The following is an 11,411-nucleotide window of genomic DNA, read 5'->3' as shown; positions in this document are numbered from 1 at the left end:
ATTCCGAGTGGTCCAAGCCTCGGATAAAACGGGCATAAAGAGCGAGCCCCGCCAAAAGGCGAGGCTCATGTGAGCGCAGCGGCACCGATTGACCGCATCGGGTGCTGAATACGCGGCAATTCTCTGTCGAAACGTTATGAAGGCGGGGGCGGATCGTGTCTAAGGACACAGTCCCGCCCCCGGCGGGACATGCTTGCAACTACCGTACCGCTCTACCGACTTGCACCTACTTGAGCCGTGCCATCAGCGCGTGCTCGACGAGGGTGATCAGTCCGCTCTTGGCGTCGGCGCGGTGCCGGGCGTCCGTCGTGATGATCGGGGTGTCGGGTCCGATCTGGAGTGCTTCGCGGACCTCGTCGGGGGTGTAGGGCTGGTGTCCGTCGAAGCCGTTGAGGGCGATGATGAACGGGAGGCCGCTGTTCTCGAAGTAGTCGACGGCGGGGAAGCAGTCGGCGAGGCGGCGGGTGTCGACGAGGACGACGGCGCCGATGGCGCCGCGGACGAGGTCGTCCCACATGAACCAGAAGCGGTCCTGTCCGGGCGTACCGAAGAGGTACAGGATCAGGTCCTGGTCCAGCGTGATCCGGCCGAAGTCCATCGCGACGGTCGTCGTCGTCTTGCCGCCCGTGTGCGTCAGGTCGTCGATGCCCGCGGACGCGGACGTCATCACGGCTTCCGTACGCAGCGGGTTGATCTCCGAGACGGCACCGACGAACGTGGTCTTACCCACGCCGAAGCCGCCCGCCACCACGATCTTCGCCGAGGTGGTGGCCCGGGCCGCTCCGCCGCTAGAGCTTGCGAAGTCCACTGAGCACCCTTTCGAGCAGTGTCACATCCGGCGCGCCGCCGGCCTCTCCGTTGCCCGGCTGGTGGATGGCCACCATGCCGGCTTCCGCCAGGTCCGCGACGAGGATCCGGGCCACGCCGAGCGGCATCGACAGCAGGGCCGAGACCTCGGCCACCGACTTGACCTCGCGGCACAGGTGGCAGATCCGCTGGTGCTCGGGGAGCAGTGTCGCCATGTGCGCGGGGTCGGCCGTGGTGGAGACCAGCGCCTCTATGGCGAGCTGGTAGCGGGGCCGGGTCCGGCCGCCGGTCATGGCATACGGGCGGACCAGCGGCTGGTCGCCTTCTCCGTCGTACGACGCGTGGTGCAGTGCGCCGTACGGGTCGGACGAGGCGGGTGGCGGGGTCATGAATCCTCCGGGCGTGACAGCAGAGTGTCGGCTTGCCGTCTGAAGGGCCGGTGGGGCTCTAGGCGGCCGGACGGGCGAGGGTCTGAGAGCGTTTCCTGGTGGTCGGTTCGTGGCCGCCTAGTGGAGCAGGCTGCCTTGGAGTTCGGCTCGGAGGTCCGGGGTGAGGACGGTGCCGGCGCGGTCGACCAGGAGGGCCATCTCGTAGCCGACCAGACCGATGTCGGCCTCCGGGTGCGCGAGCACGGCCAGCGAGGATCCGTCGGAGATGGACATCAGGAACAGGAAGCCCCGTTCCATCTCCACCACGGTCTGGCTGACGGCGCCGCCCTCGAAGATCCGGGAGGCACCCGCGGTCAGCGAGGTCAGACCGGAGGCGACGGCCGCGAGCTGGTCGGCACGGTCACGCGGGAAACCTTCGGACATGGCCAGCAGGAGTCCGTCGGCGGAGACCACCACCGTGTGCGACACCCCGGGGGTGTTGTCCACGAAGTTGGTGATCAACCAGTTCAGATTCTGCGCGGCCTGACTCATCGGGCTCAACTAACGCTCCTGCTGGTGAGTGGGGCCGAGTGGAAAACTGCCGGTCGACTGGTTGTTGGCCTGCCGACCCTGCTGGATGCCCCGGCGGAGATTGGTCAACCGCCCGCGCACGTCGTCGGGCGCACGCGACACCTGCGGACCCGACTGGTGGTTCTGCTGCTGGGCGGTGCCCGGCACCAGGTTGGCGCGAGGGACCCGGCGAGGCAGTCCGGACGTGGTGACTCCGCCTGCCGCGGGATTCTTGGCCCGCTCCGCCTGCCGTACGAGTTCGTCGTTCGGCGAGGGGCGCCAGGAGCTTGTGGGGGAACCGGAGTCGCTTCCCGTGAGGTGCGGCGCGGCGGGAGCCGAGGGGTCCTCCTGCTCCGCGCGCCCCGGGGAAGCCGGGCCCTGCGGCCCGGCGGGCGGCTGCTGGCCGCCCTGCTGCGGGCCGTGGAACCAGTTCGTCTCCAGGGTGTCGTACAGCGGCGTACGGCCGTCGCCCGGACCGGCCGCGGGCGGCAACGCCTCGGGCCGCGCCTGCGACGGCGCGACCGGACGGTACTGCCCGTCACCGGCGGTGGTGGGCGCGGCGGGCGGACGCGGGGCACCGAAGTCCTCGTCCTCCCGGCTCCGCTGACGCGGCGCCGACAGCCCCTGGTCCCGCACCGGCGCGGGCGCCTGCTGTCCGAAGTCGGGGCGGGCGAACTGCGCGGTGCCCGCGGGGTCCTGCTGCTGTCCGAAGTCGGGGCGGGCGAACTGACCGGTGCCGGCCGGGTCCTGGGACGGCCCGTCCAGCGGCGACCGGCCCTGCGGACCCTGATTCTGCGGGGCGGGGGCCGAGAAGTCGGGGCGCGCGAACTCGGCGGTGGAGCCGGGGCCCTGCCGGTCGTCGTCCGGCGACGGCCGCGGCGCGAGCTGCGGGTTCCCCGGCAGCTGGAACCGGCCGGTGGCCTCGGGCTCCTCGTGGCCGCGCGGGGCGTCCGGCTGGGCCGAGTCCCCGGTGCCCCACCCGGCCTGCTGCGGGCGCTGCGGCAGGGGGTTGCCGCCGGGCAGTTCGGCACGCGGGCCACCGACCGGGGGGAGCTGACGTCCGGAGTCCGCCGGAGCGTCGGGGCGGCCGAAGGGGTCCTGCGGGGCCTGCTGAGGCTGCGGGGCCTGCGGAGGCTGCCACGCGGCCAGGTCCGGCCGGCCCTGCGGGCCACGCGCGTCCTGGTGGCCCCTGCCGCGGTTCTTGTCGAACAGGTCGGGCCCGTTCGGCTCCGTACGTCCGGTGTTGCCGCCCTGGCCGCGTGCGCCGAGCCGGGCGGCGTTGCCGAAGGCACCGGCGAGGCCGCCGCCCTGACGCGGCCCCGGGCGTGAGACGTCCTGCGGACCGCCGTCGGACGGGAATCCGGCGTTCTGCCGGCCCTGCTCGTCCGGGGAACGGCGGGCACCGCCGTCCCGCGTGGGCAGCGCCGCACGCGGACCGGGGCCCGCGCCGACCTGGCCGCGCGGACCGTTCTGGCCCCCCGGGACCGCGGGAGCGCCGCCCGGGCCGGGACGGGGGCCGCCCGCCGCGCCGGGGCCGCCGCCCGCGCCCAGGGCCCCGCCGGGCGCCCCGGCGGGCTGCTGCCCGGGTCCCTGACCGGGAGCCGGGCGGTTGCCACCGTGCGCCACCTCGACGGGCAGCATGACCAGCGCGGTCGTACCACCGGAGTCGGAGGGCCGCAGCTGGATCCGGATGCCGTGGCGCAGCGACAGGCGGCCGACCACGAACAGACCCATGCGGCGGGAGACGGAGACGTCCACGGTGGGCGGCGAGGCCAGCCGCTCGTTGATCGCGGCCAGGTCCTCGGGGGAGAGACCGATGCCGGTGTCGTGGATCTCGACCAGCACCCGGCCGTCGGGCAGCGCGTGACCGGTGACCCGGACCTTCGTCTGCGGGGAGGAGAACGACGTCGCGTTCTCCAGCAGCTCGGCGAGCAGGTGCACGAGGTCGTTGACGACCCGGCCCGCGACCTCGGTGGCGGGCACCGCGGCCAGTTCGATGCGCTCGTACTGCTCCACCTCGGAGGCGGCGGCGCGGAGCACGTCGACCAGCGGAACGGGCCGCGTCCACCGGCGGCCCGGCTCCTCGCCCGCGAGGACGAGGAGGTTCTCGCCGTTGCGGCGCATGCGGGTCGCGAGGTGGTCGAGCTTGAAGAGCGAGGACAGCTGGTCCGGGTCGGCCTCGCGCGACTCCAGCTCGGAGATGAGCGAGAGCTGACGCTGGATGAGGCCCTGGCTGCGGCGCGAGAGGTTGGTGAACATCGCGTTGACGTTGCCCCGCAGGAGCGCCTGCTCGGCGGCGAGCCGGACCGCCTCGCGGTGCACGTCGTCGAAGGCCGCGGCCACCTGGCCGATCTCGTCCCGGGAGTGCACACCGACGGACTCGACCGAGGTGTCGACGTCCTGCGGGTCGGCCTCGGACAGCTGCTTGACGATCTCGGGCAGCCGGTCCTGTGCGACGCGCGTAGCGGTGTCCTGGAGCCGCCGCAGCGAACGGATCATCGACCGGGCGACGACGAAGGCGCCGACCAGCGAGACGCCGAGCACCAGCAGGATGAGCGCACCGCTGATGATCGCCTCGCGCTTCGACTCGTCGCGCAGCTCGCGGGCCTTGCTCTCCATGTCACCGAGGAGGGTGGCCTCGATGGTCGTCATGGCATTGATCTTGGTGGAGCTCTGGTCGTACCAGTCCATGTAGGAACGGCGCGCCGTGCCGCTCAGGCCCGTGGGGCTCTCCAGCACCTTTTTCGCGTAGGTCTCGGCGGCCTTGATCTCCGGGTTGCCGTTGGTCAGCGTGGAGGTCAGGTCGGCGGCGTTGTTGCCGGTGGCCGAGTAGACCGCCGCGAAGGAACGCATGGCCGCGCCCTCCTTGCGCAGCGCCCCGCGGCCGAACTCCTGGTCGTTCTTGTCGAGATGCGGTTCCTTGCCGCCGACGGGCAGGGCCGCGGCGATGACGGCCCGCTGGATCGAGGCGTACTCCTTGGCGGAGGAGAAGGCCGCCAGTGCGCGGGTCCGCTTGATCATCTCCGAGTTGCTGGTGGCCTGGGCCATGTCCTGCGAGAGGCTCAGCAGCGAGGTGATCAGCTGACTGTACTGGTCGATGGTCTGAAGGCTCGGCGTGCCCTTGGCGTACGCGTCCTTGCGGATGTCACGGATGTCGCCCAGCTGGGTGGCGATGTGGTTGACGCTGGAGTAGATGCCCTCGAGGGCCTCGTCACCGGAGGGGTCGCCGATGGAGGTCGTCGCGTCGAGGAAGGCGGCCTGCGCCTTGTCGGTCTTGTCGCGGGGGACGCTGACCTTGTAGTTGCTGGTGGTCCCGCCGTGGGACAGCGGACCGGCCGAGCTGTCGCGCTCCGCCTGGAGCGCCTGGGCGAGCTGGGTCGCCTGCATGGTCAGCTTGGTGAGCAGCTGCATGTGGTCCAGCTGCTGCATGTCGTTCATGGACTCGTTGATCCGCAGACCGCCGAGTGTGGTCGCCGCGACCACGGGCAGCGCGAGCAGCGAGACCAGGCGCGTGCTGATGCGCCAGTTGCGAAGGGCCATGCGCGAACCCGCGCCGGAGGGCTCGCGGGACTTGGACGACGCGTCCGGCTCGCCGGCGTCCGGCGCGCTGCCGGGACGGCGGTCGTCCCCGTCGCCGGATCTGGCGGGTCCGGGGCCCTGGGCGTGCTGGGGCGAGGAGCCGCGGTCGGTCCCGCCGTGCGGCTCCGGCTCCGCCGCGGCTTCCCCCCGGCCCTGGCGGGCCTGGGGAGACCCGGCGCCATCCCTCTTGAAACGTCCCTGCACTAGCGTCGCAACCTCTGGACCAGGCGCCCCCTCCGCGCGAGGCGGGTGGGACGGTGTCGGCGTCGTGGGGCGAGGTGTCCGCCCCTGTCGGTCGTGAGTGACCGGCGCTCTTCCCCCTTCCCGCCGCCACTCGGCGCTGCTTGCGCCCCTGCGCGCCGGCCTGAAACCCGCGGCGGTGCGTGGAATTCCAGCACAGTGCCGGATCTCCAACAAGGGCCCCGTGCCAGGGCGGGATGCGGGTGACCCGTTGTGATGGAGGGGTAACCAGTGGTGGACCGTGATCATGGACAAAACGGAATATTGATCATCAATGGGCGGGCGGCGCCGGGTGTCCCAGTCGACATGATCAGGAGCGGAATGGCTGATTCAGTTACTAAATGTCTGTTTTGCCGGAGGTGATTACGTGCCCGAATTGGGACTTTTATCCCTGGGGTGGTGAGCAAACTCACACGATGATCGCCGTCTCGTCCGGGCTTTCCAAGGGAATTCGATGTTTAGCCTGGCGTTTTACAGGGATGGCAAATCCGACAACCGGCGCTCCTCCGGGCGGCGCCCGTACCGACAGGGTCGCAGCGACAGATGAAGACGACGAAGACGCTCCGCAACATCGCCAACCCCCGCCGCACCACGCTGGCGCACCTCGGGGACGTCGCCGAACTGCGGACGCCGGAACGCCCGGAGCACTCCGTCGAGCTGCCCTCCCAGACGGCCAACCCCCGTCGCACCATCCTGATGGAGGCCCCGGCCACGGCCGTGGTCGCCGAGTAGTACGCACGGTCGCCCCTCGCGACCCCTCGCGCCGCCTCGCGGCCCCGTGCCGGACGACGTTCCTTTCGGGCGGATCCCGCAGGCTGAGGCGTTAGCCTGGAGTGTCAGTCTTCAGTCAGCCAGCAAGTGAGGGGCGACAGCATCCCGTGCGCATCGCCAGGTTCTCCATCGACGGCAATGTCGCCTTCGGCGCCGTCGAGGGCGAGGGTCCCGACGGGCTTGTCCTCGACATCATCAAGGGCATCCCGTACGCCGAGTTCGAGCTCTCCGGCACCAAGGTCCCGCTGAGCAAGGTCCGCCTCCTCCCGCCGGTGCTCCCCAACAAGGTCGTGGCCATCGGCCGCAATTACGCGGAGCACGCCAAGGAGCTCGGCAACGAGGTACCGGACGTCCCCGTCGCCTTCTTCAAGCCCACCACCTCGGTGATCGGTTCCGGCGACGCCATCGAGTACCCCTCCTTCTCGAACGAGCTCCACCACGAGGCCGAACTGGCCGTGGTCATCGGCCGCATGTGCCGCGAAGTGCCGCGCGAGCGCGTGAAGGACGTCATCTTCGGTTACACGTGCGCCAACGACGTCACCGCCCGCGACGCCCAGAAGCGCGAGAAGCAGTGGGCCCGGGCCAAGGGCTTCGACACCTCCTGCCCCCTCGGCCCCTGGGTGGAGACCGACCTCGACCCCCGCGATCTGACCATTCAGGCAACGGTCAACGGCGAGCAACGACAACTCGGCCGGACGAGCGACATGATCCGCTCGATCGAGGACCTGGTCGTCCACATCACGGAAGCGATGACGCTGCTTCCGGGCGACGTGATCCTCACCGGCACCCCCGCGGGGGTCGGCCCCCTCCATGTCGGCGACGAGGTCGCCGTCACCATCGAAGGCATCGGCACTCTCACCAACAAGGTGATCAAGCGTGGCTAACGCACCTGTACGCGTACGTTTCTGTCCCTCCCCGACCGGCAACCCCCACGTGGGCCTGGTCCGCACCGCACTGTTCAACTGGGCCTTCGCCCGGCACCACGGCGGCACCCTCGTCTTCCGCATCGAGGACACCGACGCCGCCCGCGACTCCGAGGAGTCCTACGACCAGCTCCTGGACTCGATGCGCTGGCTCGGCTTCGACTGGGACGAGGGCCCCGAGGTGGGCGGTCCGCACGCCCCGTACCGCCAGTCGCAGCGCATGGACCTCTACAAGGACGTCGCCGAGAAGCTCCTCGCGGGCGGCTACGCGTACCACTGCTACTGCACCACCGAGGAGCTCGACGCCCGCCGCGACGCCGCCCGCGCCGCCGGGAAGCCGTCCGGCTACGACGGTCACTGCCGCGAGCTCACGGCCGAGCAGACCGCCGCGTACGAGAGCGAGGGCCGCACCTCCATCGTCCGCTTCCGGATGCCCGACGAGGCGCTCACCTTCACCGACCTGGTCCGCGGCGAGCTGACCTTCCAGCCGGAGAACGTGCCGGACTACGGCATCGTCCGCGCCAACGGCGCCCCGCTCTACACGCTGGTCAACCCGGTCGACGACGCCCTGATGGAGATCACCCACGTCCTGCGCGGCGAGGACCTGCTCTCCTCCACCCCGCGCCAGATCGCCCTCTACAAGGCGCTCATCGAGCTGGGCATCGCCAAGGACATCCCCGCCTTCGGCCACCTCCCGTACGTCATGGGCGAGGGCAACAAGAAGCTCTCCAAGCGCGACCCGCAGGCGTCCCTCAACCTCTACCGCGAGCGCGGCTTCGTGCCGGAGGGACTGCTCAACTACCTGTCCCTGCTCGGCTGGTCGATCTCCGAGGACCGCGACATCTTCTCCGTCGAGGAGATGGTGGCCGCGTTCGACATCAAGGACGTCAACGCCAACCCGGCGCGCTTCGACCTGAAGAAGTGCGAGCACATCAACGCCGAGCACATCCGCAGGATGGACGTGAAGGCGTTCACCGAGGCGTGCGGCCCCTGGCTGAAGGCCCCGTTCGCTCCCTGGACCCCGGAGTCCTTCGACGCGGAGCGATTCGCCGCGATCGCCCCGCACGCGCAGACCCGTGTCACGGTCCTCTCCGACATCACGGCCAACGTCGACTTCCTCTTCCTGGACGCGCCGGTGGAGGACGAGGCGTCCTGGAACAAGGCGATGAAGGAGGGCTCCGACGCCCTGCTCGTCACGGCCCGCGCCAACCTGATCAACGCCGAGTGGAACGCGGACGCACTGAAGAACGCGATCCTCACCGCCGGCGAGGAGCACGGCCTGAAGCTCGGCAAGGCCCAGGCGCCGGTCCGTGTCGCGGTCACCGGCCGCACGATCGGCCTGCCGCTCTTCGAGTCCCTGGAGATCCTGGGCCGCGAGAAGACCATCGCCCGCATCGACGCGGCCCTGGCGAAGCTGGCGGCCGCGTAGGCACCGGCCATACGCCCGCAGGGGGCGGCACCCGGATCACCCCGGGCGCCGCCCCCGGGCGTTTCCGGGCCGCGAGGCACCGCCGGACCCGGCCGGTCGGCCGAGGCCCGGGAACGCCGTGTCGGGGACGCCTCGTGGACGTCCGACCGGCTGGAGCCCGACCCGCTCTCCGGGCGCGGTGAGGGCTCGTCACACGGAGTCCCGGCGGCCGGGACCGGGGAGCGGAAGGCGGGCCGCGGCGCGCGGCCGTCCGCACGGCCCGTAGCGACAGGCCCCCGGCATCGGGAAGTCCGGGACGGCGGGGCCCCGGCCGGGATAGGTTTCGGGCATGGTCATCCGAGCCGTGCTCTGGGACATCGACGACACGATCTTCGACTACAGCGGCGCCGATCGCGCCGGCATGCGCACGCATCTCGAACAGGAGGGCCTGCCCGACGGATACGGCTCCGTCGAGCAGGCCCTCGTCGCATGGCGGGCGATCACCGATGTGCACTGGGCGCGGTTCGCGGCCGGGGAGACGGACTTCCCGGGGCAGCGCAGGGACCGGGTCCGGGAGTTCCTCTCGCGGGCGCTGGACGACGCCGAGGCCGACGACTGGTTTGCTCGGCACGCGGCCCACTACGAGGCCGCCTGGTCGCTCTTCCCGGACGTCCTGCCCGTTCTGGACCGGCTGGCCGGCCGGTTCCGGCACGCGGTGCTGTCGAACTCCAGCATCCACAACCAGGACCGGAAGCTGCGCGTACTCGGCGTGCGGGACCGGTTCGAGGCGGTGGTGTGTGCCGTGGAGTTGGGCGTCTCCAAGCCCGAACCCGGCGCCTTCCACGCCGCGTGCGACGCGCTCGCGCTGGAGCCGGGGGAGGTCGCGTACGTCGGGGACGAGCCGGACATCGACGCCCGCGGCGCGGCCGCCGCGGGGCTCATGGGGATCTGGCTGGACCGGGACGGACGCGGCGGACGGCCCGAGCTCGCCCGCATCAGCGGGCTCGATCAGCTGCCCGCGCTGCTGGTGGGCGATACCCGTTTTGGAGCGCCGGACACCTTCGGGTAATGTTCTTCCTGCGCCGCCCGAGCGGGACGAAAGATCCGAACGGGAAGCGCAGCCGGAACAAAGGCTCCGCAAGGGGTTGCGTTCCAGTGGGCTATGGTGTAATTGGCAACACTACGGTTTCTGGTACCGTCATTCTAGGTTCGAGTCCTGGTAGCCCAGCGCAGAAATGCAAACGCAGGAAACAAGCCCCCGTTGTGTAGCGGCCTAGCACGCTGCCCTCTCACGGCAGTAGCGCCGGTTCGAATCCGGTCGGGGGTACAGATCCTTCCCGCGAGATCATCAGGGTCGCACCCATGATTTCGATGCAGGATCGCTAGGGCCCCCGTTGTGTAGCGGCCTAGCACGCTGCCCTCTCACGGCAGTAGCGCCGGTTCGAATCCGGTCGGGGGTACTTGTATCACTGTGGGCTATGGTGTAATTGGCAACACTACGGTTTCTGGTACCGTCATTCTAGGTTCGAGTCCTGGTAGCCCAGCGCAGAAATGCAAACGCAAGAAGCAAGCCCCCGTTGTGTAGCGGCCTAGCACGCTGCCCTCTCACGGCAGTAGCGCCGGTTCGAATCCGGTCGGGGGTACAACAGCAGGACAGACAAGGGTCCTTCACTTCGGTGAAGGACCCTTCTGCTTGTGCGCGGGGCGAGTTGCCGTGTGTCCGGCGCCGCGTGATTCCCGACGGGTGTGCCGTGCCGTCATGTCCGGGGCGGATGCGGGGACTTGGCACCGGTGGAGAGCTGGATGGGGCCGCCACGACGCTGGGGCGGCCGGGGGAGGAGTCGCACATCGCGTGAGAGTGCACGATGGGGTGCGCGACGGGCTGTGCGGGCGGGGAGCGTACGGCTGTCAGCCGTTCCGGCGCAGGGCCTCGCTGAGTCGCGCCGCCGAGTCGATGACCGCCTGGGCGTGCATCCGGCCCGGGTGGCGGGTCAGCCGCTCGATGGGGCCGGAGACCGAGACGGCGGCGACCACGCGGTTGGAGGGGCCGCGCACCGGCGCCGAGACCGAGGCCACGCCCGGCTCGCGCTCACCGATCGACTGGGCCCAGCCCCTGCGTCGCACGCCCGAAAGTGCCGTCGCCGTGAAGCGGGCACCCTGGAGGCCGCGGTGCAGGCGCTCCGGCTCCTCCCAGGCCAGCAGGATCTGGGCCGACGAGCCGGCCTTCATGGTGAGCGTGGAGCCGACCGGCACGGTGTCCCGCAGGCCGGACAGCCGCTCCGCCGCCGCCACGCAGATCCGCATGTCGCCCTGGCGCCGGTAGAGCTGCGCGCTCTCGCCCGTGATGTCACGCAGATGCGTGAGCACCGGCCCGGCCGTCGCCAGCAGACGGTCCTCGCCCGCCGCCGCGGCCAGCTCGGCCAGTCGGGGGCCGAGGATGAAACGGCCCTGCATGTCCCTCGCCACCAGACGGTGGTGTTCCAGTGCCACGGCGAGTCGATGGGCCGTGGGTCGTGCGAGCCCGGTCGCCGCGACCAGCCCGGCGAGGGTGGCCGGGCCGGACTCCAGGGCGCTCAGGACCAGAGCCGCCTTGTCGAGAACGCCGACGCCGCTAGAGTTGTCCATACGACGATACTCCCGTCTCACTCTGTGAAACGCAAGTTCAATTTTCGGCGGAAGTTGCCAATCTGGAAGGGCGGCCGCACAACGGCCCGCGGCCACCGCCCCGCTCGGGGGTCCGGACGG

9 protein-coding genes and 5 tRNA genes are annotated in these 11,411 nt (G+C 70.7%); 9 read left to right on the top strand and 5 right to left on the bottom strand.

What is annotated here, in order from left to right:
• Positions 1-226 precede the first annotated feature (226 nt).
• The 4 genes from ACFYY6_RS04185 to ACFYY6_RS04170 all read right to left on the bottom strand — a co-directional run bounded on the left by ACFYY6_RS04185 (position 227) and on the right by ACFYY6_RS04170 (position 5,528).
• Positions 227-808, bottom strand: coding sequence for an ATP/GTP-binding protein (locus ACFYY6_RS04185; protein WP_073784781.1), 582 nt, complete (start codon positions 806-808; stop codon positions 227-229).
• Positions 789-1,196, bottom strand: a complete 408-nt coding sequence (locus ACFYY6_RS04180; protein WP_073784783.1) for a DUF742 domain-containing protein — start codon at positions 1,194-1,196, stop codon at positions 789-791. The genes ACFYY6_RS04185 and ACFYY6_RS04180 overlap by 20 nt, the downstream gene beginning before the upstream one ends.
• A gap of 117 nt (positions 1,197-1,313) precedes the next feature.
• Entirely contained in the window at positions 1,314-1,736 is a 423-nt protein-coding gene (locus ACFYY6_RS04175) for a roadblock/LC7 domain-containing protein (protein WP_014048545.1), read from the bottom strand.
• The gene (locus ACFYY6_RS04170; protein WP_389191580.1) at positions 1,737-5,528 is read right to left on the bottom strand and encodes a nitrate- and nitrite sensing domain-containing protein; all 3,792 of its coding nucleotides are present in this window, start codon (positions 5,526-5,528) and stop codon (positions 1,737-1,739) included.
• 579 nt (positions 5,529-6,107) lie between these two features.
• Between ACFYY6_RS04170 and ACFYY6_RS04165 the strand changes: the two genes are divergently transcribed.
• From ACFYY6_RS04165 to ACFYY6_RS04125, 9 genes are all read left to right on the top strand, one after another.
• Entirely contained in the window at positions 6,108-6,296 is a 189-nt protein-coding gene (locus tag ACFYY6_RS04165; RefSeq protein ID WP_351516777.1) for a hypothetical protein, read from the top strand.
• 146 nt (positions 6,297-6,442) lie between these two features.
• A complete protein-coding gene (locus ACFYY6_RS04160; protein WP_360103984.1) occupies positions 6,443-7,219 on the top strand; it encodes a fumarylacetoacetate hydrolase family protein in 777 nt (258 codons plus the stop codon).
• Complete coding sequence (gltX, locus tag ACFYY6_RS04155) at positions 7,212-8,687, top strand: glutamate--tRNA ligase (protein ID WP_351516779.1); 1,476 nt, start codon at positions 7,212-7,214, stop codon at positions 8,685-8,687. Before ACFYY6_RS04160 ends, gltX begins: the two co-directional genes overlap by 8 nt.
• A gap of 328 nt (positions 8,688-9,015) precedes the next feature.
• Positions 9,016-9,735 carry an HAD family hydrolase gene (locus ACFYY6_RS04150; RefSeq protein WP_388647954.1) on the top strand — a complete coding sequence of 240 codons (720 nt, stop codon included), beginning with the start codon at positions 9,016-9,018 and terminating at the stop codon, positions 9,733-9,735.
• An 87-nt stretch (positions 9,736-9,822) separates the two neighbouring features.
• Positions 9,823-9,894, top strand: a tRNA-Gln gene (locus ACFYY6_RS04145).
• Positions 9,895-9,920: 26 nt separating this feature from the next.
• Positions 9,921-9,993: transfer RNA gene (locus ACFYY6_RS04140), tRNA-Glu, on the top strand.
• A 60-nt stretch (positions 9,994-10,053) separates the two neighbouring features.
• Positions 10,054-10,126, top strand: a tRNA-Glu gene (locus ACFYY6_RS04135).
• 12 nt (positions 10,127-10,138) lie between these two features.
• Positions 10,139-10,210, top strand: a tRNA-Gln gene (locus ACFYY6_RS04130).
• A 26-nt stretch (positions 10,211-10,236) separates the two neighbouring features.
• Positions 10,237-10,309 (top strand) — tRNA-Glu (locus tag ACFYY6_RS04125).
• A 265-nt stretch (positions 10,310-10,574) separates the two neighbouring features.
• Here the strand turns inward: ACFYY6_RS04125 and ndgR are convergent.
• Positions 10,575-11,291 (bottom strand): IclR family transcriptional regulator NdgR, encoded by a 717-nt coding sequence (gene ndgR / locus ACFYY6_RS04120; protein WP_073784801.1) that lies wholly within the window; start codon positions 11,289-11,291, stop codon positions 10,575-10,577.
• Between the last annotated feature and the right edge of the window lie 120 nt (positions 11,292-11,411).

The sequence above is a fragment of the Streptomyces sp. NPDC001750 genome, assembly GCF_042892615.1.
Classification (GTDB): domain Bacteria; phylum Actinomycetota; class Actinomycetes; order Streptomycetales; family Streptomycetaceae; genus Streptomyces.
Note: the sequence above shows the minus strand (reverse complement) of the source record. Positions and strands in the feature narration are given on the sequence as shown.

Excerpts from the sequence above, each read along its gene's own strand:
- ndgR (WP_073784801.1), bottom strand. The coding sequence starts at position 11,291 with ATGGACAACTCTAGCGGCGTCGGCGTTCTCGACAAGGCGGCTCTGGTC.
- ACFYY6_RS04165 (WP_351516777.1), top strand. The coding sequence starts at position 6,108 with ATGAAGACGACGAAGACGCTCCGCAACATCGCCAACCCCCGCCGCACC.
- ACFYY6_RS04180 (WP_073784783.1), bottom strand. The coding sequence starts at position 1,196 with ATGACCCCGCCACCCGCCTCGTCCGACCCGTACGGCGCACTGCACCAC.
- ACFYY6_RS04150 (WP_388647954.1), top strand. The coding sequence starts at position 9,016 with ATGGTCATCCGAGCCGTGCTCTGGGACATCGACGACACGATCTTCGAC.